The following is a 21,667-nucleotide window of genomic DNA, read 5'->3' as shown; positions in this document are numbered from 1 at the left end:
CGCCGGGACGGCGGGGCCGCGGACGCGGGCACCCGGGGCCGGGGCCGGGTGTCAGAGGTCGGCCGTGAGGGACAGGTCGATCTCGTCGTCGCTCATCTGCGAGATGAGCTCCAGCAGGCACCTCTCCACCTCGGCGGCGAGCCGCTCGACGGTGGGGTGCTCGAACAGGTCACGCACCTGGAGCGGGCAGTCGAAGGCGGTCCGCAGGCGGGAGGCGACCGCGACGGCACGCAGGGAGTGGCCGCCCAGGGCGAAGAAGTCGTCGTGGACGCCGACCTTCGGCAGGTCGAGCACCTCGCACCAGATCTGCGCCACCACCGTCTCGGCCGGGGTGCGCGGTGCGACGCCGGCGTTCGGCGCGGACGGCTCGGGCGCGGGCAGCGCGGCGGTGTCGAGCTTGCCCTGCACGGTCAGGGGCAGGGCGTCCAGGAGGACGAACGCGGCCGGGACGAGGTAGTGGGGCAGCCGGGCCCGGCAGTGGGTGCGCAGGGATTCCTCGGACAGTCCGCCGCCCGCGGCGTAACCGACGAGGGCCGTCTCGCCGGCCACGGTACGCACCACGACGGCCGCGCCGCGCACCCCGGGATGCGCGCGCAATACCGCTTCGGCCTCACCCGGTTCGACACGGAAGCCGCGGATCTTGACCTGGTCGTCGTTGCGGCCGAGGAACTCCATGTCCCCGCCGGGCAGTCGGCGCACGACGTCGCCGGTGCGGTAGAGGCGGCCGCCGGGCGCGCCGAACGGGTCAGGGACGAACCGCTCGGCGGTGAGGGCGGGCCGGCCGAGGTAGCCGCGCGCCATCTCCGGTCCGCCGAGGACGAGTTCGCCGGGCACGCCGGTCGGTACGGGTTTGCCGAGCGGGTCGGTCACGTAGGCGCGGCGGCTGCCCAGGGGCCGGCCGATGGGCACCCGGCCGGCCGGGGCCGCGGCCACGGTGTGCGCGGTGGCGGAGATCACCGTCTCGGTGGGGCCGTAGGTGTTGATCACGGGAACGCCGGGCACGTGGGCGAACCAGTGCGCCAGAGGGGCGGAGGGCAGCGCCTCTCCCCCGGTCACCAGCAGCCGCAGGGTGGCCAGCCGGGGGGCCAGCGTGTCCAGGCGGGCCACCAGTTCCGTCCAGTACGAGGGGGTCAGCTCCATGACCGTCACCCGCTCGGCGGCGACGTACTCCGCCAGTTGCTCCGGCGTCCAGATCTCGTCGGGGCGCACCAGCACCGTCGCACCGGTGCTCAGTGCGGGCAGGATCTGCTCGATCGAGGCGTCGAAGGACGTGGAGGCGAAGGTGAGCACCCGGTCCCGCGCGGTCAGCCCGAACGTCTCCCGGGCGGCGGCGACATGAGCGTCCAAGGCGTGGTGCTCGACGCCGACGGCCTTGGGGCGGCCGGTGGAGCCGGAGGTGAAGATGACGTAGGCGAGGTCGCCGCCCCGGGGGGCGTGGCGGGGGCCGGCCGGGTCGGGGCGGACGTCGCCGACGTCGACGGTGCCGGTGCCAAGGGCGGCTGCGCGGTCCCGGGTGCCCGCGTCGCACACCACATGCCGAACCGCGGCCTCCTCGCACATGTACCGCAAGCGCTCCTCGGGCAGCCGGGGCTCGAGCGGGACGTAGACACCGCCCGCCCGCCAGACGGCGAGCATCGCCGCCACGGACCACGCGCCGCGGCCGACGCACACGCCCACGGCGTCACCCGGCACCGTGCCCGCGCGGACCAGGGACGCGGCCAGCCCGCCGGTGAGGGCGTCCAGGCAGGTGTGGTCGAGGACCGTGTCCCCGCAGACGACGGCCGGGGCGTCCGGCGCGACCCGCACCTCGAACGGCGGCGCGGGTTCCGCGTCCCGTCCGGCGCCCGTGACGAGTTCCCGCCTCTCGTCCGCCGAGAGCAGGTCCGCCTCGTCGGCGCGGGCGGCGGGGTCGGTCAGCAGGACCTCGAGGACGCGTCCGACGTGCTGGGCGAACCGGGTTGCGGTCTCCGGGTCGAACAGGTCGGCGGCGTATTCGACGTTGAGCGCGAAATGATCTGTTCGGATCACGAAGGTGGCGGTCAGATCGAACTTGGCCGATCCCCAGGGCAGTGCGAAGTCGGCGGTTCTCAGACCGGGCAGGCCGGTCCCGGCCGTGGTCGATTCCTGAACGTCGACCATCGCCTGGAACAGCGGGTTGCGGGACAGGTCGCGCTCCGGCCGGAGCCGCTCCACGACCTGTTCGAACGGCACTTCCTGGTGGTCGAAGGCGCCGAGAACGACATCGCGTACCCGGTCGACGAGGGTGCCGAAGGAGGGCCGGCCGGACAGGTCGGTGCGCAGGACGACGGTGTTGACGAAGAACCCGATGAGGGGCTCCAGTTCGAGCCGTCCGCGTCCGGCGACGGGTGTGCCCACGCAGATGTCGGTCTGTCCGGTCCAGCGGGCCAGCACCGTCTGCGCGGCGGCCAGCAGCACCATGAAGCGGGTCGCACCGCGCTCGCGGGCGAGGGTGTCGACGCGGTCGAGGAGTGCGCGGGGCAGGTCGATCTCGACGGCGCCGCCGCGGCCGGTGAAGGCGGGGGGCCTCGGCCGGTCCGTGGGCAGCTCCAGAACCGGGGCGTCCTCGAGAGCCCTTTCCCAATAGGCGAGTTGTGGTTCCAGGGCGCCGCTGTCGGCACGGTCGCGCTGCCACACGGCGTAGTCGCCGTACTGCACGGGCAGCGGAGCGGAGCGGACGCGGCCGCCCGCCCGGCGGGCCGCATAGTGCCGGCCGAGTTCCTCCAGCAGCACGTTCTTGGACCAGCCGTCGGTGACGGCGTGGTGGAAGGTGAGCAGGACGACGTGGTCGTCGTCGGCCAGTTCCCACACACCGGCCCGCAGCAGCGGCGGCCGGCCGAGGTCGAAGCGGCGGGTGGCGTGCGCCGCGGCCAGGCCCCGTACGGCCTCCAGGCGGGTCTGCTCGTCCGGGGCCTGCGGCGCCGCCTCCCAGAGCAGGGGCACCGTGCCCGGATCGCAGACCTGCTGCACGGGGCGGCCGTCGATCTCGACGAGGGCCGTGCGCAGCACTTCGTGCCGCTCCGCCAGGTCGTCCAGGGCCGCCTGCCACGCGGCACGTTCCAGGCCTCCGCGTACCCGCCAGCAGTACCACAGCAGGTACGACTCGCCGTGGTCGGAGGTGCGGTCCAGGAACCACAGGCGTTCCTGCGCGAACGACAGCGGCAGCGGCCTGGCACGGTCGACGGGGACGACCTCGGCGCCGCCGCCGGCACGGGCGGCCGCCACGTGTGGGGCGAAACCGCGGACGGTGGGGTGCTCGAAGACGGTGCGCAGTTCGATCTCGCGGCCGAGGCGCTGGGCGATCCGGGAGACCGCCATGGTCGCGAGGAGGGAGTGACCGCCGAGGTCGAAGAAGCCGTCGTCGATGCCGATCCGGTCCAGGCCGAGGACGTCGGCCCACACCTCGGCGACGATGCGCTCGGTCTCGTCGCGGGGCGCGGTGTATGCCGGGTCGCCGGTGTGGCGGGTGTGTGCGGGATCGGGCAGGGCGGAACGGTCGAGCTTGCCGGACACCCCGACCGGAAGGGCGTCCAGGACGACGAACTCGGACGGCACGGCGTAGTGCGGCAGGTAGCGGGCGCACCAGGCGCGCAGTTCGGCCCGGCCGGGCGCGGCGGGCGCGTCCGGGGCGGGTACGACGTAGCCGACGAGGCCGCGTCCGGTGGCCCGGTCGGGACGGGCGGCGGCGCCGCCGACCAGTGGACAGGCCCGCAACACCGTTTCCACTTCGCCGAGTTCGATTCGGAAGCCGCGGATCTTGACCTGGTCGTCGCGTCGGCCGAGGAACTCCAGCTCGCCGCCGGGCGTCCAGCGCACGAGGTCGCCGGTGCGGTAGAGGCGGCCGCCGGGCGGCCCGTAGGGGTCGGGCACGAAGCGCTCGGCGGTCAGAGCGGGGCGCCCGAGGTAGCCGCGCGCCAACTCCGTTCCTCCGATGAGGAGTTCACCTCCGACGCCGACCGGGACGGGTTCGCCCTCGGTGTCGACGACGTACACACGGCGGTCGCCGAGGGGCCGGCCGATGGGAACGGTGTCCCCCGGAGGGCCGTCTGCGTCATGGGTGGTGGCGGTGACGGTGGTCTCGGTGGGCCCGTACGCGTTGCAGACCCGCGCTCCGGGGACGGCCGCGCGCCAGGCGGCGAGCGTGTCGGCGGGGACGGCCTCGCCACCGAGGACGAGCAGCCGCAGCGAGCCCAGGGCGGCGGCCAGCCGCCGGTCGAGGGAGAGCGTGAGCTCCGACCAGTAGGTGGGCGGCACGTTGACGACGGTCAGGCCGTACCGCTGGACGATCTCGGGCACCTGTGTGGGCAGCCAGGGCTCGTCGGGCCGCATGACGACGGTGGCGCCGCAGGTGAGGGCGGGAAGCACCTGGTCCAGCGAGGCGTCGAAGGCGAAGGAGGCGAACGCCAGTACCCGGTCGGCGGAGGTGAGCGCGTAGCGCTGCCGGGCGGCGGCGACGTGCGAGGCGAGGGCGGCGTGCTCGACGCCGACGGCCTTGGGCCTGCCGGTGGAGCCGGAGGTGAAGATGACGTGGGCCAGTTCGCGGGGGTGCGGTCGGTGACGGGGGGCGTCGGCGGCCGGGGGAAGCGCGGTGACGTCCACCGTGACCGGTGCGAGCGGGGCGGCGGCACCGGTGGTGCCGGGTTCGGCGACCACGCAGGCCAGGCGGGCCTCCTCGGCCATGTACCGCAGCCGCTCGGCGGGCAGTTCCGGGTCGAGGGGGACATAGGCGCCGCCCGCCCGCCAGACGCCTTCGATGGCGGCGACCGACCACGGGCCGCGGCGCAGCAGCACGCCCACGGGATCCCCCGCGGTGACACCGGCGGCGCGCAGCGCGGCGGCCAGCGAGCCCGTCATGGCGTCGAGCCCGGCATAGGTGACGCTGTCCTCGCCGCAGCGCAGGGCGGTGGCGTCGGGTTCACCTCGGAAGACGACCGGCGGTGCCGGTTCGGCGGGGCGGTCGGCCGCCCGATGCCAGTCGGGCCGGGGCCGCCCGCGTCCGGCGAGGTCTGTCGGCAGGGCACGCAGCAGGTCCTGCACGGGAGTTCGAGGGTCGGCCAGGACGGCTTCGAGCAGGGCCGTGTAGGAACGGGCGAAGGCCCGCATGGTCGCGGCGTCGAAGAGCGCGGTGGCGTACTGGAGCACCGCGGCGACGCTGCCGTCGGTGCGCAGGGTCAGGTCGAGGAAGATGTCCAGCGGGGTCTCGGTGAGCGGCGGTTCGACCAGCGTCACCTCGAGACCGGGCATCCGTACGGGCCGGAGCGGAGCGTTGAGCAGGGTGAACGAGGCCTGGGCGAGCGGGTGACGGGACAGGTCCCGTGAGCCGCCGAGCGCGGCGACGACCAGGTCGAAGGGGGCCTCGGCGTGGGCGAGGTCCACCGGCACGCGGCTCTGTGCCCGGTCCAGCAGGGCGCCGAAGCCCGGCCTGCCCGCCAGGTCGGCCCGGAGCACGACCGTGTTCACGAGGGGGCCGATGAGCGTGTCGGCGCCGCGCCGGGCCCGGTCGGCGAGGGTGCTGCACACGGCGACGTCGCTGCGGCCGCCCGCCCAGTGCCCGAGGAGCGCCTGGTAGGCGGTGAGCAAGAGTGTGTACCGGGTGACGCGCCGCGAGCGGGCGAGGGCGTCGACGGCGGTGACCAGGTCGGCCGGCAGATCGAAGCGGACCACGTCGCCGGAGCCGTCCCAGACCCGCGGACGTGGCCGGTCGGTGGGCAGTTCGAGCGGGGTGAGACCGTGCAGCCGCTCGCGCCAGTGGCTCAGGAGGCGCTCCAGCCGTTCACCGCTCAGCCGCTCGGACTGCGCGCGGGCGAGCTCGGCGTGGCGCAGGGCGGGCGGGGCCACCGGCTCATCCCGGTATCCGGCGGCGAGTTCGTCCAGCAGGATGCCCCACGACCAGCCGTCCACGGCGATGTGGTGCACCTCCACGAGCAGCAGGTGCTCGTCGGGCGCGACGCGGGCGAGCACGGCCCGCAGCGGGTGCTGCGCGGACAGGTCGACGGGGCGTCCCAGGCGGCCCGCGAACAGTTCCTGCGGGCCCTCGGCCTCGACCCGCTCCAGTACGACGCCCAGGGGCGGGTCGACCACCGGTACCGGCTCACCGCCGACGGCACGGAACCGGGTGCGCAGCACCTCGTGCCGCGCCGCGATCCCGGACAGCGACCTCTCCAGCCGGTCCGCGTCCAGTGGGCCCCGCAGCCGCAGGACCAGCGGAAGCATGGATCCGGTGGACGAACCGGCCAGCTGGTCCAGGAACCACAGGCGGCGCTGCGCGAAGGATGCCGCGCCGGAGTCGACGTCGTTCGGAGCCTTGTAGTGGGCCGGTCCTGCTGTCACTGTGAGCCTCCAAGCCGTGTTTTGCAGCAGACTGCCGCCGGCGGCGCGGGGCCCATAGGGAAGAAGACGCAGCACCGTGAGCAGAGCCTGCTGCGGTGGTGGAAGCGGGCGGGAACACATGGCGTCCACTACGTCGGTGAAACAGACCCGTGGGGCACGAACGCGGCGGTCCGCCGGGACGCCATGGGCCGCTTCAAGCACGAGGCGGCAGCCGCCGACCCGGTGCGCAGGGTGGTCTGCCCGACCGAGGACGGGGCGAACGGCCGCTTCTGCCACTTCGTCCCCACCACGTGGGACAACCTGTCCGTCGACATCCTCCAGATGCGTCTTTTGACCGATTCGGATGGAGGCTCCGTCAGCTCAGGCGTTCAACGGCGTTCGACGACCGCCGACCCGTCACACGGGTTCGACGGGAAGCCACAGCTCGCACGTAGCGGTGCTGAAGTCGTCCGCGCGCTCCAGGACGGCGACGACCGAGGGTCCCGGCCGAAGTCGCCACGGGTTGCAGGGGAACCACTCGGTCGCGGTCGCCGCCCAGGTTGTCTGCAGGGCTTGCGGATGCGGTCCGCTGGTGCGGAAGACCGCCCACATTCCGGCCGGCACCTCGATGGCGTCGAGCCCGTCGGGGGCCGGTGTCTCCCGGCTGAGGGCGACTCCGTGCAGGTAGGTCAGTTCGCTGCCCTCCCTGGTGTCGGGATCGAGATCGTCACTGACCTGCAGCAAGCCCTTCGGTTCGGTGTCGCTGAGGGCCTTCAGCCGCAGATGCTCCTCCTGCGGCAGCGCGGCGATGTGCTGCTGGATGTGCGGATTGACGCCCTCGTGGATCAGCGGAACCCGAGTGGCGTGTCCGACCAGCCGGAACGCGGGGCGGTCGACGAGGCGGGTGTCCATGGGAAGAGTCCCTTCGACGGTCAGGCGGAACCTGAGCTGCGGTTGTGTACGCAGGGGGCCTCCATGACGGCGCACGTCACCGGGGCCGGCGCCGTGGACGGCGCGGAACGCTCGTCCGAACGCCTCGCTCGAGCCGTATCCGTGCCGGACGGCGATGTCCAGCAGATCCCGCTCACCCCGGACCACGTCGGCGGCTGCCACGGTCATGCGGCGCCGCCGCATGTACTCCGACAGCGGCATACCGGCCAACGACGAGAACATGCGTCGCAGGTGGTACTCGGTGGTGCCGAGTCCCCTGGCCAACCCGTCGACGTCGAGTTCCTCCGCGAGGTGCTCCTCGACGAGATCGACGAGTCGGTTGAGTGCCGAGATCATGGGGCCTCCCTTCGACTCCAACCCTGGCAGCGGGCACCCCAGCCGTACCCGATCGCTGCGATCCGATCCGATCATCCGCCCGGACCGACGCGGGACGGCACACGCGGATACGGCCGTGTACGGCTTGCCCAGTCCTGCGGGGGGTCTGGCCCCCGTTGGTGACCGCTTCGCTGCCGCGCTCACGAGTCTCTCGCGGCAGTCCTCTGCCGAGCCTCGACCAGACTGCGTCCCAGGGCGGTCAGGTCGTAGCCGACGTGTGGTGGGGCCTCGGTGCGTGCACGGCCCTCTACCAGCCCGCCCGCGAGCAGACGGTGCACGGAGTCGGTCGGAGCGTTGTCACCGATGCCGCCGATCGCGGCGCGCGGCTCGCGGCGCCGGCGTGGTCCCGCTCGAAGCGCCGCCGGCACAACGGGGTCCCAGGTGTGGGCGAAGGCCGGTGGCCGCGCGGCGGCAGTCGGCGACGGACGCGTAGCAGTGGGCGGCGTGATCAGTCGTCTCGCCGCCCATCGTCGTCGGGCGGCCCGGACGGGAGGTCTTGGGCAGGTCGCGGTCGACGAGGTCACGAACCTTCCTCGAACGCGGTGGCGTGGTCGGCGGCCCACTGGCGGAACGTCCGCGGCGCCGTGCCGAGGATGTCGGCCACCGCAGTGGTGACGTACGCCGGCTGTCCGACCGCCGCACTCCACGCGGTGAGCAGCATGTCGACCACCGCGCTGGGCGCAGTGCCCTCCGACAGGCCGCGGAACTCGTCCGGTGTCATCTCCTCGAAGGCGATCCGCTGTCCCAGGGCGTCACCGATGACGCCCACCTGCGCGGCCTGGGTCAGCGACTGGGGCCCGTGAGGACGTAGTCGCCTCCGGCGTAGCCGCGCTGATACAGCGTTCGCGCCGAGACGGCCGCGACGTCGCGGTCGTCTACCGGTGCCGTCTCGGCGGCGCCATAGGGCCACCGGACGGCCTTGCCGGCCCGGATCGTGGGCGCCCACCAGGCCAGTGAGTTCGACGCGAGCATGCCGGGCCGGATGATCGTTGTTTCCAGTCGGGTGGCCGCGATGAGCCGCTCGATGCCGGCGTGCAGCTCTGCCATGGGGTTGGGCTGTTGGAAGAAGGGGTGTGGTGTCCGGTGCGGAGAGGAGAGGAGGACGACCCGCCGTACATGGGCCGCCAGCCGCTCGACGACTGCCGGGGCGGTCCGGGACGGGGCCGTCCAGACGAGGAAAACGGCACCCGCGCCGTGCAGGGCCGGGTCGAGGGACTCGGGCTCGGTGAGGTCGCCGGTGAAGACCTCGGCCTTCGCCGGGAGTGCCGCCGCCGCTGCGGGGTGCCGGGTGAGGGCGCGCACCGGCACGCCCTCATCGAGGAGTTGGTCGACGACGAGGCGGCCGACCCGGCCCGTCGCCCCGGTTACCAGCACAGGACGGGTGTCTGTCGGATACATGCCGCACATAAAAACGTTACCCGGTCAAAAAAGCAACCTGGTCACTGATGTTACGGTCGTCGGATGCAGGAGCCGACGGGACTGCGCGCCCGCAAGAAGCAGCGGACGCACGACGCCATCGCCGACGCGGCCATCTCGCTGTTCCTGGAGCGCGGCTTCGACCGCGTCTCGGTGAACGACATCGCCGCGGCGGCCGAGATATCCAAGCCGACCCTCTTCCGGTACTTCCCCACCAAGGAAGACCTGGTGCTGCACCGGTTCACGGACCACCAGGGCGAGGCCGCACGCGCCGTACGCGACCGCGATTCCGGTGTCGAGCCGGTGGCAGCACTGCACCGGCACCTCCGGGCGGGTCTCGATCGGCACGACCCCGTCACCGGCCTCAACGATCACCCCGAGGTGGTCGCCTTCCACCGGCTGGTGTTCAGCACACCGAGTCTGGCGGGACGACTCGCGCGCTACCGGCTCGAGGACGAGGAGGCCCTGGCGGACGCCCTCGGCGAGGGGATCCCAGCCCGCCTGATGGCCGCCCAGGTACTCGCGGTCCTACGGGTTCTCGCCCGCGCCAACTGGCAGAAGATCGCCGACGGTCGGACCGCCCGCGACGTCCACCCCGAGGCAGTGGCCGACGCCGACTACGCGTTCGACCAACTTCGGTGACTGGGACGCGGGCAGAAGCGTTCGGGTCGGCGCTGCCATGACAGGACCGCCCGCCCTGCCCCCGGGTCGGCCGGGCCCCGCTGCGGCGAGCGCCTCCAGCGGGACCTGCCACGGGCGGGCAGCCGCCCCGGGGTCGAGGGCATGGTCCGCGACGCCCCGCCTCGGCTTGTCTGCGGTGAACGGCAAGGCCCCGTTGCTGTACTCGAAGTATCCGCTTCCGACACCGTCCAGCTCCGCCCGGGCACGTCGCGAGCGGGACGGAGGTGGCGGCACCCTGTTCGGGTGTCGTGGAGTCGCAAGTCGGCAGTCGGGCGACCTCCTCGTCCGTCAGGTGACGCCCGGGGCCGGCCACGACGAACCCGGGTTCGCGGCGTCGACGGTGAGGCCGTCACCGGACCAGCGCCTGTCGGCCTCGACCGCGAACAGCGCGGTCGCGGTCTTCGACTCCCCGTAGGCCGGCACACGGTGTACGGCCGCCTCTGGGTGCCGACGTCATCGACGACCACCGGCGCGTGCAGGTGGGCGTTCGGGCTCAGTGCCACGGACCTGCAGCACACACCGGGCACGGCCGCCTCCCTCTCACGCCGCCCCAGGGAGTCTTGGCGTCGACGGTCATCTGCCGTCGGATGCGGCTCCCACCCCGAGGGATCCGCCGCCCAGCCCCGGAATCAGTACCGCCGCGACCGCCAAGTGCATCAGAGCGAGGGAGATCCGGGTGCCGGCATCCATGCCGTCGCCGACGAAGGGCAGGAAGGACACGGCCAGTACGACTCCGGCCACCGCGGGCCAGATGGCGCGTGCGCGAGGCACCCCGAATCGTTCCAGGGCGGCCAGCAGTCCCCAGCCGGAGAGCGACGCGAGCAGCGCGACGACGGTTACGGGCACCACACCGATGTCGAGTGTCTGCTCGCCGTCGACGATCCGCAGCCGGTGCCCCAGCAGGGGGTCCGTGACCAGCCACACCAGGACGGGAGCCAGGACGGCCAGGGCCGTAACCCCCAGGCGCCTTCTCCGCGCGCTCACTTGGCGCCCCCCGAGAGCGCACCGTACAGGAAGACGTCCACCAGTTCCCGCGGGGTCAGGTCGGGCTCGTCCTCCGTACGCGGCTGGGTGAAGAGCAGCCCGAAGAAGAGGGCCGCGATCTGCTCCGGCGGCCTGCGCAGGGTGACCCTGTCGGGTTCCAGCAGGTCTGCGAGGGCCGCACGGATACGGGTCGTCGACTCGTCACGGCCGGCGCCGCGCACCGTGCCGGGATGCTTGCCGCCGCGATGCCCCAGCGCGCCCATGATGGCGCCCATCCTGGACACGTGCGCCTGCAGCGCCTCGGCCGCCTCCGCGAGCCGGTCGGGCAACGGCTGTGACACGTCGATCGCGTCGAGCTCGCGGACCACGTGCTCGGGTGAGAGCGCCTTGGCCACGCAGGTCTGGAGCAGCTCCTCCTTGTCGGCGAAGACCCGGAAGATCGTTCCCTCTCCGATGCCGGCAGCACGGGCGATCTTCGAGGTCGTCACCGCGGCACCGTACTCGGCGATCAGTGGGATCGCCGTCTGGATGATCATTTCGCGGCGCTGCTCCGGCGACATGCCGGGGGCGCGGCGGCGGGCGGTCTGGTTCTCCTCAGGTGCGGTCATGTCAGGAGGGTACGGAGTGAGCACTCACTCCGTCAATGAGTGAGTGCTCACTCCGCTGTATTCCTTGTGATCGCTCGCGATGAGCTCGCGCCACCTGGGCCGCCACCTCCGGGCCGCGACCGGTACCACCCCGCTGCAATGGCTGGTTCGGCGATGAGCGCTTCCTCGACACGGTGAGTCTCGCCGCGGCCGCGAGCCTCGTCGGACCAGGTCTCGAACACGAAACCTGACGAAGTCTCGCTGCGCGCCGCGGGCACCGGGGCTGTGCCGATCATGGCCAGCACGGGCCGCTACCGCGTTCCGCCCGAAGCGCCGGCCCTCCAGGATGCGTCGCTTCCAGCCGACACCAGGGCTCGCACGGCCGGGGCGCGTCGTCAAGGGTCTGGTCAGTCGACCGCCCGCAGCATCAACCGTGCAACTGCCATGACTCCCCGACCGATCCACCCGAGCAGCCCTGTCTCCACGGCCAGTTCGGCAACATCCGCGGCCGCCTCGCCTCGGTCCGAGTGCGAACGGCACCGGGAGCAGGAACGGGGCCAACGGCCCTTCCGCGCACCACACTTCTTGCATCTCGCCATGGCCCCGATTCCCTCCTTGCGACCGGACCGTCAGTACGCTCGGAGCTCTGCGCGCATGTGGCGCGACAAGCCAACTCCATACAGAAGGACCCGCGCCACGGCATTGTGGTTGCGCTCTTCGGGGCCAGTAGTCGCTCACCAAGGCATTCGACCGTCTCCGCCACACATGTGCCGGCGACTGTCTGCCTCACCAGTCACTCATTGAGGTGAGGTCTCAGTCTGCCAGGGCGGCGAGGTGGGCGTTCACGGCGACGACGCCGTCGACACCCTGGCTGAGACCCACGACCACGGGGACGAGACGCGGTTCCGGGACGTGTCCCCGCAGGGTGACGACCCCGTCCGCGACCTCCACCGCGACGGTGCCCTCGTCCAGGCCGAGGATGCGCCCCAGGACGTCCCGTTCGACCTCTCCGCGGATCTCGACGTCGGAGCGGATGAAGGCGTCGAGCAGGTCGCTGCGGGTGACGATGCCGGTGAGAAGCCCGTCGTCGCCGACCACCGGCAGCTGCTTGACGTGCCGCCTCCGGAGCTCTCGCGCGGCCTGGGGGATCGTCCAGTCGGCGCGGGCGGTGAAGACAGGACTGCTCATGAGCGTGCCCGCGGTTCTGGCTCGCGCCTTGCCCCACGAGCGCTCCTCATCCCCGTCCTGACCCTGCGGATCGGGCATGCCGGTCTCGTGCCGCAGCACGTCGGACGCGGACACGACACCGACGGGAGCGCCGTCGTCGTCGACGACCGGGGCCGCGACGATGTCGTTGGCGTCCAGCAGGGCGGCGACCTCCTGCAACGGTGTGTGGGGACGGAAGGTGACAACCTCCTCGGTCATCACGTCACCGACCGTGCGGCGATACAGCATGGCATCGGCCTCCTCCCGCTTCGCGACGGGCAGCCGCGGTCGGGGCCCGGGCGAACCGCGCGCGGCCCGTCCGCCTCAGAGCCCTTACCGGCTCGTCCACGCCGTCTTTCCCCACCATGACAGCACCGCGCCGCTCCGGCGACCAGTGCCGTTCGGCCTGGCAGGGAGGCCGGCGGTCCCATGGTCAGGAGTGCGGCGGAGGGCTACGGGTGGGCATTGCTGTCGGGTGAGTCCTGCGATGGGTCAACTCGAGGGGTGCCCGCTGCGGAGGCGCGGTTCGGTCCCGGACCCTTGGAGTCAGGTTGTGGCTTGGACCAGCCGCTTCATACCGGGCTGGTCGGTCACGCAGCCCACCAGGCCGAGCGTCCGGGCGAGCGCCAGGTCGCGCTCGTCATTGACGGTCCAGGCCATGACGTCGATGCCGGCCGCGCCGCACTGCTCCACGACGGCCCGGTTCAGCTGGCGCAACTCCACGCTGACCAGGGTCGAGCCGATCTTCTGAGCGCGGTTTACGAAGTCATGGCGGTGTGCGCTGGCGCCTGCGACCAGCACGGTGCGGGCTTGCGGCAGCATGGTGCGGATCTCCATCAAGGCAACGTCGTGAAACGACAGCACCGACACACGGCCCAGCAGGTCACGGTCGGTGAGGACCTTGGCGAGTGACCGGGCTGCAGCCACATCCTTGATCTCTGCCTGGACCGGCAGCGTCGACCCGACGGCGTCCAGCACCTCCCCGAACGTGGGGATGCGCTCGCCGAGACCGGCGTCAAGCCCTTTGAGCTGCCACAACTCCCGGTCGGCGATCGGGCCCGAACCGTCCGTCGTGCGGTCCAGCGTCTCGTCGTGCATGACGACCAGCTCGCCGTCCTTGCTCAGATGCAGGTCAAGTTCGATACCGTCCAACCCCTCCCGTTCGGCCCGCAGGAACGAGCGCAGGGTGTTTTCCGGCTCGGCGGCCATCACACCGCGGTGGCCGATGGTGAAGAAAGACACTCGGTTGCCGTCCTTGGAGGGAGTGGTCCAGGGCAGCCGCACGAGTGCCGTGCCCCTGGCGGGCGGCGGGCGCACCGCCATGTGCTCGATCAAGCCTAACGGGCCTGTCCGGCCGCGCGCCTGGCCCGCCGCGAGCCCTCTCCGAGTGTGTGCGGTCAGCCGGTGATGCGCAGCAGCAGTTTGCCGGTGGACATGCGTCCATAGAACCGCATGGGCCGTTCACCCTGACACCGGCCTGTGGAGTGGGCGCCCGCCACCCGCGCGGCGTCAGGTGGCCGTGGCGCATGGCGAACGGGGAGCGGGTGGATGCGGCCCGGTGCCCTCCGGCTCCGTCGGCGACGGTCCGTCCTCGCCCCTGCCGCTGCCTTCTGCCACGCTCGTTGAACGGTGAGGTCTGCCCGCGAGGGCATGCTCAGTCACAGACCGCCGGTAGGCTGCTGCGGTGCGCACGGTTGAGCTTCTCTTGGATGAAGCGGCGGAGCTGGCTGTCCGGGAGGCCTGGCGGCGACTCGCGGACGCGGGGCTTCCCAGTCAGGCGCGCCACCGCTCACCGACCAACAGCCCGCACCTGACCCTGGCCGCCTGCCCGGAGCTGACCGCGCCGATCCGTTGGGAGCTCGCCAAGGTGGCCGCCGCCCTGCCGTTGCCGGTGCGGTTCACCGGCGTGCTCCGCTTCGAGCGGCCCACCTCGGTGCTGGCCTGGTCGCTGGACCTCGACTCCGCGCTGGCCGACGTGCACCGCCGCGTGTGGGAGGCGGTGGCCTCGGACAGCCCGCCCGACACTCTCAGCCCGTTCCACGAGCCCGGTCGATGGAGCCCGCACATCACTCTCGGCCGGACCCGGCGGTCAGGTGCCTTCGCCGGCCGGCGCGTCCCCGGACTGCTGCCGGCGCCGCCGCTGTCGGTCCGGCTCACCACCCTGCGCAGCTACGACACCGCGACCGGTGCCCTGGAGCTGCTGGAGCCCCGCCCCTGAGCGGCCCCGACGCCAACCGGTCAGTGCCCCGCGGCACGGCCGTCGGGGGTGCTCACCAGCGGCACCTCGAAGCATGAGTGCCCGTAGGCCGGCCTGCGGCATTGCACCCATCTGGCCTGTCGTGATGGCGAGGGTTGTGGAGTCCGGTGAGGGTGGGACCAGGATCGCCGTCTACGTCGGTCAAGCCCTCCGACCTCCCACGAAGGAGCCCTGTATGTCTGAACGCAATACCGCCATCCGCAGCCTGCACGATCTCGGTCTGGCCGCCTGGTTCGGGGGCTCACTGATGGGGGCGGTCGGTCTCAACGGTGCGGCCCAGGTCGAAGGCGGCACGGAGGTGGCCCGAGACCGGATCTCTTCGGCGGGCTGGACGAAGTGGACGCCGGTCAACGCCGCCGCGATCGGTGCGCACCTGTTCGGCGGCGGCGGGCTGCTCGCCGTGAACGCGCACCGTGTCGCCACGCAGCAAGGCGTGGCCGCCTCCACTACGGCCAAGACCGTCGTCACCGCCGCCGCCCTGGCCGCCACCGCCTACGCCCGCATTCTCGGCAAGAAGGTCGAGCTGGCGTCCTCCTCCGACCCCGCTGACGCCGAGAAGGCGGACAAGCACCCGATCGACCTCGACAAGACGCGGCAGCAGCTGGCCTACGCGCAGTGGGCGGTGCCGGCCCTGACGGGATGCCTGGTAGTACTCAACGCCCTGCACGGCGAACAGCAGCGCCCGGCCGAGCAGATTCCCGGCATGTGGGAGCGGGCTCGCTCCGTGACCCACCTGATGCCGTCACACCACCCCGCGGGACGGAGCGGATGCCACCGTCGGCCGTAGCTCGTCGCGGGCGACGCGGGCACGGTGGCTGTTGCGACATGTCTACGACGGCTGAGGGAACCCGGGGAGGGCCTGGCGGACCCCCCGCCGAGTTCGCCTTTCACTTGAAGCCAGGGAGATGTCATGTCCACACACGCACGTGCCGCCCGTACACCCGTACAGCAGGCCGCCTTGACCGTGGGAGTGGTGTTCCTCCTGGTCGGTGTCCTCGGTTTCGTCCCCGGCATCACCACGAACTACGACACCATGGAGTTCGCCGCGCACCACTCAGAGGCCAAGCTCCTCGGCATCTTCCAGGTGTCCATCCTGCACAATCTCGTGCACCTGGCCTTCGGCGTCGCCGGACTGGCACTCGCGCGCACCGCAGGTCATGCGCGCCTCTACCTCCTCGCCGGCGGTGCCGTCTACCTGGTCCTCTGGCTGTACGGCATGATCATCGACCATGACAGCGATGCCAACTTCGTCCCCGTCAACACGGCCGACAACTGGCTTCATCTCGTGCTCGGCCTCGGCATGATCGCACTGGGCGCCCTGCTCACCCGCAGGCCCAGTCCGACACGGACTGCTGGCTGACCGGTACCGGCGATCACTCCGGTCCGGGCGCATGGGCGGCCGTCCGGGGCGGGGCGGCGCCGGCATCCGACCCTTCTGCCCCCGGCAGTTGTTGCGTCTGCCTGCCGTCCATCAAGGAGGGCCGGGGCCTGTCACGATGAATCCTCGATGGACGGCATCCTGGTCGACACCGACTACCGTCCGCTGCCCACCGGACGGCCCAGCCCTACTTCAGGTGTCGGTCCAGGAACCGGCACCCGTCCTCGAGCTCGAACCACGGGGTGCCGGTGTGCCCTCCCGGGTTGGCGTGCAGCGTCTTCTCCTTGCTGCCGAAGGCGTCGAACAGGTCCAGGGCGCGTTGCCGGGGGTTCCCTTCGTCGTCCCACTGCAGCAAGAACAGCAGCGGGATGGTCACCTGCCGGGCCTCCTCGCGCTGGGCACGGGGCACGTATCCCCCGGCGAAGAAGCCTGCGGCCGCGATGCGCGGCTCGACCACCGCCAGCCGAATGCCAAGGGCGGCCCACCCCCCGGAGTACCCGACCGGGCCGCCGGTCTCGGGCAGAGCAAGGAGGGCATCCAGAGTGGTCTGCCATTCCGGGACCGCTTTCTCGACCAGCGGGCCGATGAAGGACTCGAAGACCTCGTCGACCGGCTCACCCGCCTGCATCGCCCGCCGGAGATCGGCACGCGCCTTCTCGTCGGCGGCGGAGCGGGGACGGTCACCGCACCCGGCGGCGTCGATGGTGGCCACCGCGTAGCCGCGCGCCGCGGTGTACCGGGCCCGGGCCACCAGGCGGGGGTCCGCCTTGGGCAGGCCGTTGTTGTGGGCCATCAGGACCAGCGGTGCCGGTGCGGATCCGGGCGTCCACAGGGTGCCAGGGATCTCGCCGAGGGTGAATGCGCGCTCGAGGACTCCGTCGTCGAGGTGCTGTTCAGAAGTGAATCGCATGGTCGTGCCTTTCGGAAGCGCTCACAGACGGCGCTCCCGGACGACCTATCGCCCGACCGTGACCCCGGAGGGGAGCACCCATGTCGATACTGCGTTCACGGGTACCACCTCCTCGTTCGCTTGCACGGCTTGTGGGAGATTAGCAACGGTCGCTGCGGTCCGCCAACGGTTTTTTCGAGGAGGCTCCATGGCCGGATGCCCCCTCACCCCACAGGAGACGGTCCGGCTTGCCGTTCGCGTGACGGGCTTTCCCACGTGTCCCCTGCGGGCGAGTCCTTCTTGCGCGCAGTCGGAGGTGGGAAACGGGTGAATGCCCGCCCGCCGGGAATAGCCGGCATGGATCACTGTTGATCACACCATGACTTCTGAGACGCGCGAGGCATTCGGACGAGTCGGCATCTGGAGCAGTGCCCTGCACGGCTCGCGGGCGGACGACGCGGGTAAGGAGGCCATCGCGGATACGGTCGCCGAACTCGAGGAACTCGGGTACGGCACTCTCTGGATCGGGGGCAGCCCTTCGCCCGACGACGCCGCGGCTGTCGTCGCCGCCACCCGCACGGTCACCGTGGCCACCGGCATCCTCAGTATCTGGGACCACACCGCCGAGGAGGTGGCGGCACGCATCTCAGCGATCGATGCGAGCGCACGCGGGCGATTCGTCCTCGGCCTGGGTGTCAGCCATGGCCCGATGGTGCCGCAGTACGCCAAGCCGTACAGCGCGATGGTGGCCTACCTCGACGCACTCGACGCCGCCACCCCGCCCGTGACCTCCGGACATCGAGTCCTCGCGGCCCTCGGTCCGAAGATGCTGAAACTCGCGACCGGGCGGACGCTGGGCGCACACCCCTATCTCGTCACCACCGAACACACGGCGGAGGCGCGCGACATGCTCGGCCCCGACGCGCTGCTCGCCCCGGAACTGTCGGTAGTGCTCGACACCGACCTCGACCGGGCCCGCACCACTGCGCGGAACATGCTGGAAATGTACCTCCGGCTGCCCAACTACACCGACAACCTGCTGCGCCTGGGGTTCGCTGAGACCGACTTCGAGGACGGCGGCAGCGTCCGCCTCCTCGACGCCCTCTTCGCCCTCGGCGACGCCGAACACGTGAGGGCCCGGACACAGGAGTACCTCGACGCCGGCGCCGATCACGTCGCGCTCCAGGTGCTCACCGCCGACGAAGGTGGGGCAGGGCTGCCGCGGGCCGAATGGCGCCGGCTGGCCGGAGTGTTCAGCAACGAGTTGTAGCGAACGGCCCCCGTACGGATCCGTCGGGAGGTGCCGGCCATTGCGCGAGGTGGAGGCGGCGCAACCACCCTGCGCATCTGATCATCGCGGTCACTCCGACCTGCCTGTCCTCCGGTCAGCTCGACGACGGGATCGCGCGCCTCCGCCTCGGCTGCCTCCGGTTGCGGGGGCCGGCGCTCCCATCGCCGGGAGTTCCGAGCAGGTCCTCGGTCGGGATGCCGTCCGACTGCTGGACATCTCCACGGGTGCTGCCGCCACAACTCCGTTACCCGACTGCCAGCCAGGCCGCCGGCTCCGGCCCTTCGGGCGGCAGCCGGCAGCGCCCGGGGAGGCCATCAGCCACGGCATCCGGACAGGCCATCACCTCCCGGCCCGCGGTGATCCCCGCACGAGTCCCGTTCCGCCACCACCAACGAGCACCGATCGCCGTAGGGCCGCCGCCCATGCGGGAGTTCGTCGGGCAGTTGAAGAAATGAGGAGTTTTCGCCGTATCGCTCGGTGGATGCGTCGCATGCGACGATGTCGCCCGTGACCGGATTGTCTTCCTCATCTGTCGCTGAGGGCGTGCCTCGCAGCCACGGCCTGGGGCCCCGTGGTGCTGTCGTGCTCGTGTTCGGGTCCTCGGCCGCAGTCCTGGTGGTCGAGATCGTCGCTCTGCGGTTGCTGGCTCCTTACCTCGGTCTCACCCTCGAGACCAGCACCATGGTGATCAGCATTGCCCTCACGGCGATCGCGCTCGGCTCCTGGCTGGGTGGGCGCATCGCGGATCAGGTCAATCCGTCTCGGCTTCTGGGCCCTTCCCTCGGGATGTCAGGTGCGGTCGTCGCACTGACTCCTGCCGTGCTCCGCACCGCCGCGGAGTGGGCACCGGCAGTACTCCTCCTGCTAGCGTCGTTGACCATCCTCGTGCCGGGGGCGCTCCTGTCCGCGGTGACGCCGATCGTGACCAAGCTGCGTCTCACCAGCCTCGCCGAGACCGGAACGGTCGTCGGCCGGCTGTCCGGCGTAGGCACCGTCGGGGCCATCTTCGGCACCGTGTTCACGGGTTTCGTCCTCGTGTCGCGGCTTGCGGTCAGCAGCATCCTGATCGGTCTCGGAACGCTGCTGGTGGTGGGCGCGGCGCTGGTGGAGTGGCGAACGCGTGGTTGGACCGGCACCCCCGCCCTGACACTCGCAGTAGTCGCCGGCGGCCTCGCGACCATCGTCGCGCCCGGGGGCTGTGACGCGGAAACCAGGTACCACTGCGCGCGGGTCGTCGCCGACCCCGACCGGGACAGCGGCCGCACGCTCGTTCTGGACGGGGTGCGGCATTCCTATGTCGACATCGACGACCCGGCCTTCCTGGAATTCACGTATGTCCGTGCCATCGCCTCGGTGGTCGACGCCGCCTTTCCAAAAGATGAGCCACTGGCTGCCCACCACCTGGGCGGCGGCGGACTCACCATTCCCCGTTACCTCGCGGCAACGCGGCCCGGAACACGCAGTCTTGTGTCGGAGATCGACAGCGGGGTCGTACGCATCGATCGTGACCAGCTCGGCCTGGAACCGGGATCCGGTGTCGCCGTGCGCGTCGAGGACGGCAGGCTTGGCCTGCGGCGACTGGACACCGGCAGCCGTGACCTCGTCGTCGGCGACGCCTTCGGGGGCGTCAGCGTCCCCTGGCACCTCACAACGGTGGAAGCGATGACCGACGTACGGCGGGTGCTCGACCAGGACGGCCTGTACGTCGCCAACCTCATCGATCACGGTGATCTGGCCTTCGCACGTGCCGAAGCAGCCACGCTCAGTGAGATCTTCGAGAACGTCGCCGTCCTCGGCGAACCCGGCGACATCGGCCTCGACCCGACCGACACCCCCGAGGGCGGCAATCTGTTGCTGGTCGCCTCCGACCGAACGATCGACCTACCCGCGGTCCAGGCAGCGCTGGACGCCCGGCGTACCGGCTGGAAGATCGCCACCGGCGACGACCTCACGTCCTGGATCGGCCGCGCCACCCGGCTCACCGACGACTACGCACCCGTCGACCAGCTCCTCCAGCCCTCCAGACCACAGACCAGCCCGTGACAGTGGCCACCGTGGAAGGAGAACCGGTCGACCTCAAGGCAGAGCGCGACGTCTTCAGGACGCGCCGCTCACCGCTCTCGCAGGCTGGACCGCCTGCGCGGCGGGGCATTCGGTGTGGGGCTGTCCCACACCGTCGTGGACGCCTACCGGTGCCTCGTCGAAACGTACGAGGCCGACGACGAGTTGTTCCTCTTCGGCTCCAGCCGTGGTGCGTTCACCGCCCGCGGTCTGGCCGGGCTGGTACGCAACAGTGGCATCCCGAGAGACGGAGATCGGATTCATCGGGGTGTGGGACACGGTCGGCGCCCTGGGTATCCCGGTTCCGGAATCGGCGTGGCCCGGATCGGCGGCGAACCGGTGCAACCACCGCTGGGCGTTCCACAACACCGTGCTGAGCGGCTGGGTCGCAGCGGCCTTCCCGCGAAGGAGCGCTTCGACCGGGACACGGCCTACCGGCCGCCGGAGCTGGAGCGCTGCCTGACCGGGCAGGGCCGGGTCCGGCTGGAGCCCGCCCTGTTGCCGGGCCTCTCCGCAGGCCTGCCTCCGCTGCCTCCGGCCCCGCCCGGTCCGGAAGAGCCGGCCGACGCGCACAAGGGAATCCACCACGCCATGTGACGCGACGGCCTGGAGGACGGGCGGTCGTCGGCCCGCTGCGGCAGCGGTCGCATATCCCTTTGCGCGGCGTTCTTCCGCCATGGTTGGCTCCGCCCATGACCTGGCTGCCTCCTGACTTCGTCCACCCCGTCCACGTCGGAATACCCGGCGGAGGAGGCCACCGGCTGCGCCCGATCAGCGGTGCGGACGCACCGCTGGACTACCCGGCGGTCATGGGTTCACGGGAGCGGCTGTGGTCGATCTTCGGTCCCGCGTGGGGCTGGCCGTCGGCCACGATGTCGTACGAGGCGAACCTCGCCGATCTGGAGCGGCACGCCGTGGAGATCGAGGCGCACGAGTCGTTCAACTACACGATCGAGAGCGAGGACCGCGCAGCCCTGCGCGGATGCGTCTACATCGACCCTCCGGAGAAGCGGGGAGCCGATGCCGAGATCTCGTGGTGGGTGGTGGACGACGAGGTGGGTGGTGCCCTCGAACGGGCGCTGGACGCGTTCGTACCGACATGGATCTCCGCGGACTGGCCCTTCGAGCGGCCGCGCTTCATCGGCCGGGACGTGACCTGGGACGACTGGTTGACTTCTCCCCCTCGTGAACGAGGGGGATTCTCACGGCTCGCGTCGTGAGGGTTTCTGCTTCAGCGCCGACTGCCCGCCCGGAGTACTCCGTT

Annotated in this window: 19 protein-coding genes and 1 pseudogene; 9 read left to right on the top strand and 11 right to left on the bottom strand. The window is 71.5% G+C overall.

The features are described from left to right. Positions 1–51: 51 nt before the first annotated feature. A complete protein-coding gene (locus ACZ5C2_RS30310) occupies positions 52–6,348 on the bottom strand; it encodes an amino acid adenylation domain-containing protein (RefSeq protein WP_468798504.1) in 6,297 nt (2,098 codons plus the stop codon). Here ACZ5C2_RS30310 and ACZ5C2_RS30305 point away from each other — a divergent pair. After that, a pseudogene (locus tag ACZ5C2_RS30305) lies at positions 6,328–6,579 on the top strand (hypothetical protein); the annotation flags it as partial. The gene ACZ5C2_RS30310 and the pseudogene ACZ5C2_RS30305 overlap by 21 nt on opposite strands. Positions 6,580–6,744: 165 nt before the next feature. Here ACZ5C2_RS30305 and ACZ5C2_RS30300 read toward each other — a convergent pair. The 4 genes from ACZ5C2_RS30300 to ACZ5C2_RS30285 all read right to left on the bottom strand — a co-directional run bounded on the left by ACZ5C2_RS30300 (position 6,745) and on the right by ACZ5C2_RS30285 (position 9,051). Next, on the bottom strand, positions 6,745–7,614 hold the full coding sequence (locus ACZ5C2_RS30300) for an AraC family transcriptional regulator (protein ID WP_468798501.1): 870 nt from the start codon (positions 7,612–7,614) through the stop codon (positions 6,745–6,747). Positions 7,615–7,793: 179 nt separating this feature from the next. After that, on the bottom strand, positions 7,794–8,021 hold the full coding sequence (locus ACZ5C2_RS30295; protein WP_468798498.1) for a winged helix-turn-helix transcriptional regulator: 228 nt from the start codon (positions 8,019–8,021) through the stop codon (positions 7,794–7,796). Between the two features lie 152 nt (positions 8,022–8,173). Next, entirely contained in the window at positions 8,174–8,422 is a 249-nt protein-coding gene (locus ACZ5C2_RS30290) for a hypothetical protein (protein WP_468798495.1), read from the bottom strand. 14 nt (positions 8,423–8,436) lie between these two features. After that, positions 8,437–9,051, bottom strand: a complete 615-nt coding sequence (locus ACZ5C2_RS30285; RefSeq protein WP_468798492.1) for an SDR family oxidoreductase — start codon at positions 9,049–9,051, stop codon at positions 8,437–8,439. 63 nt (positions 9,052–9,114) lie between these two features. On the opposite strand from ACZ5C2_RS30285, the gene ACZ5C2_RS30280 reads away from it, so the two are divergent. Then, a complete protein-coding gene (locus ACZ5C2_RS30280; RefSeq protein WP_468798489.1) occupies positions 9,115–9,711 on the top strand; it encodes a TetR/AcrR family transcriptional regulator in 597 nt (198 codons plus the stop codon). A gap of 327 nt (positions 9,712–10,038) precedes the next feature. Here the strand turns inward: ACZ5C2_RS30280 and ACZ5C2_RS30275 are convergent, their stop codons facing one another. The 5 genes from ACZ5C2_RS30275 to ACZ5C2_RS30255 form a co-directional block, all read right to left on the bottom strand. Continuing rightward, the gene (locus ACZ5C2_RS30275; protein WP_468798486.1) at positions 10,039–10,173 is read right to left on the bottom strand and encodes a hypothetical protein; all 135 of its coding nucleotides are present in this window, start codon (positions 10,171–10,173) and stop codon (positions 10,039–10,041) included. A gap of 150 nt (positions 10,174–10,323) precedes the next feature. Further along, positions 10,324–10,734 carry a DUF6069 family protein gene (locus tag ACZ5C2_RS30270; RefSeq protein ID WP_468798483.1) on the bottom strand — a complete coding sequence of 137 codons (411 nt, stop codon included), beginning with the start codon at positions 10,732–10,734 and terminating at the stop codon, positions 10,324–10,326. Beyond that, on the bottom strand, positions 10,731–11,342 hold the full coding sequence (locus ACZ5C2_RS30265; RefSeq protein ID WP_468798479.1) for a TetR/AcrR family transcriptional regulator: 612 nt from the start codon (positions 11,340–11,342) through the stop codon (positions 10,731–10,733). Before ACZ5C2_RS30265 ends, ACZ5C2_RS30270 begins: the two co-directional genes overlap by 4 nt. 792 nt (positions 11,343–12,134) lie before the next feature. After that, entirely contained in the window at positions 12,135–12,776 is a 642-nt protein-coding gene (locus ACZ5C2_RS30260; protein WP_468798476.1) for a CBS domain-containing protein, read from the bottom strand. A gap of 297 nt (positions 12,777–13,073) precedes the next feature. Further along, positions 13,074–13,769 carry a glycerophosphodiester phosphodiesterase gene (locus ACZ5C2_RS30255; RefSeq protein ID WP_468798713.1) on the bottom strand — a complete coding sequence of 232 codons (696 nt, stop codon included), beginning with the start codon at positions 13,767–13,769 and terminating at the stop codon, positions 13,074–13,076. Between the two features lie 442 nt (positions 13,770–14,211). On the opposite strand from ACZ5C2_RS30255, the gene ACZ5C2_RS30250 reads away from it, so the two are divergent. The 3 genes from ACZ5C2_RS30250 (at position 14,212) to ACZ5C2_RS30240 (ending at position 16,144) form a co-directional block, all read left to right on the top strand. Continuing rightward, complete coding sequence (locus ACZ5C2_RS30250; RefSeq protein ID WP_468798473.1) at positions 14,212–14,745, top strand: 2'-5' RNA ligase family protein; 534 nt, start codon at positions 14,212–14,214, stop codon at positions 14,743–14,745. Positions 14,746–14,959: 214 nt separating this feature from the next. Then, positions 14,960–15,571 carry a hypothetical protein gene (locus ACZ5C2_RS30245; protein WP_468798470.1) on the top strand — a complete coding sequence of 204 codons (612 nt, stop codon included), beginning with the start codon at positions 14,960–14,962 and terminating at the stop codon, positions 15,569–15,571. 123 nt (positions 15,572–15,694) lie between these two features. Then, positions 15,695–16,144, top strand: a complete 450-nt coding sequence (locus ACZ5C2_RS30240; RefSeq protein WP_468798467.1) for a DUF4383 domain-containing protein — start codon at positions 15,695–15,697, stop codon at positions 16,142–16,144. 205 nt (positions 16,145–16,349) lie between these two features. Here the strand turns inward: ACZ5C2_RS30240 and ACZ5C2_RS30235 are convergent, their stop codons facing one another. Further along, the gene (locus ACZ5C2_RS30235; RefSeq protein ID WP_468798464.1) at positions 16,350–17,072 is read right to left on the bottom strand and encodes a dienelactone hydrolase family protein; all 723 of its coding nucleotides are present in this window, start codon (positions 17,070–17,072) and stop codon (positions 16,350–16,352) included. 358 nt (positions 17,073–17,430) lie between these two features. Here ACZ5C2_RS30235 and ACZ5C2_RS30230 point away from each other — a divergent pair, with 358 nt between their 5' ends. From ACZ5C2_RS30230 to ACZ5C2_RS30215, 4 genes are all read left to right on the top strand, one after another. Then, on the top strand, positions 17,431–18,321 hold the full coding sequence (locus ACZ5C2_RS30230; RefSeq protein ID WP_468798461.1) for an LLM class F420-dependent oxidoreductase: 891 nt from the start codon (positions 17,431–17,433) through the stop codon (positions 18,319–18,321). Between the two features lie 519 nt (positions 18,322–18,840). Further along, positions 18,841–20,385 (top strand): fused MFS/spermidine synthase, encoded by a 1,545-nt coding sequence (locus ACZ5C2_RS30225; RefSeq protein WP_468798458.1) that lies wholly within the window; start codon positions 18,841–18,843, stop codon positions 20,383–20,385. Between the two features lie 114 nt (positions 20,386–20,499). Then, entirely contained in the window at positions 20,500–21,000 is a 501-nt protein-coding gene (locus ACZ5C2_RS30220) for a phospholipase effector Tle1 domain-containing protein (RefSeq protein WP_468798455.1), read from the top strand. Between the two features lie 95 nt (positions 21,001–21,095). Then, a complete protein-coding gene (locus tag ACZ5C2_RS30215) occupies positions 21,096–21,623 on the top strand; it encodes an N-acetyltransferase (protein ID WP_468798452.1) in 528 nt (175 codons plus the stop codon). Positions 21,624–21,667: the final 44 nt, after the last annotated feature.

The sequence above is a fragment of the Streptomyces sp. NPDC031365 genome (assembly GCF_055569765.1).
This window is presented reverse-complemented; position numbering and strand designations above follow the sequence as displayed.

What these genes read in the sequence shown, in the direction of transcription:
- ACZ5C2_RS30235 (WP_468798464.1), bottom strand. Translation starts at nt 17,072, where the DNA reads ATGCGATTCACTTCTGAACAGCACCTCGACGACGGAGTCCTCGAGCGC.
- ACZ5C2_RS30285 (WP_468798492.1), bottom strand. Translation starts at nt 9,051, where the DNA reads ATGTATCCGACAGACACCCGTCCTGTGCTGGTAACCGGGGCGACGGGC.
- ACZ5C2_RS30265 (WP_468798479.1), bottom strand. Translation starts at nt 11,342, where the DNA reads ATGACCGCACCTGAGGAGAACCAGACCGCCCGCCGCCGCGCCCCCGGC.
- ACZ5C2_RS30260 (WP_468798476.1), bottom strand. Translation starts at nt 12,776, where the DNA reads ATGCTGTATCGCCGCACGGTCGGTGACGTGATGACCGAGGAGGTTGTC.
- ACZ5C2_RS30215 (WP_468798452.1), top strand. Translation starts at nt 21,096, where the DNA reads ATGACCTGGCTGCCTCCTGACTTCGTCCACCCCGTCCACGTCGGAATA.
- ACZ5C2_RS30280 (WP_468798489.1), top strand. Translation starts at nt 9,115, where the DNA reads ATGCAGGAGCCGACGGGACTGCGCGCCCGCAAGAAGCAGCGGACGCAC.
- ACZ5C2_RS30240 (WP_468798467.1), top strand. Translation starts at nt 15,695, where the DNA reads ATGTCCACACACGCACGTGCCGCCCGTACACCCGTACAGCAGGCCGCC.
- ACZ5C2_RS30245 (WP_468798470.1), top strand. Translation starts at nt 14,960, where the DNA reads ATGTCTGAACGCAATACCGCCATCCGCAGCCTGCACGATCTCGGTCTG.
- ACZ5C2_RS30230 (WP_468798461.1), top strand. Translation starts at nt 17,431, where the DNA reads ATGACTTCTGAGACGCGCGAGGCATTCGGACGAGTCGGCATCTGGAGC.
- ACZ5C2_RS30225 (WP_468798458.1), top strand. Translation starts at nt 18,841, where the DNA reads ATGTCGCCCGTGACCGGATTGTCTTCCTCATCTGTCGCTGAGGGCGTG.
- ACZ5C2_RS30300 (WP_468798501.1), bottom strand. Translation starts at nt 7,614, where the DNA reads ATGATCTCGGCACTCAACCGACTCGTCGATCTCGTCGAGGAGCACCTC.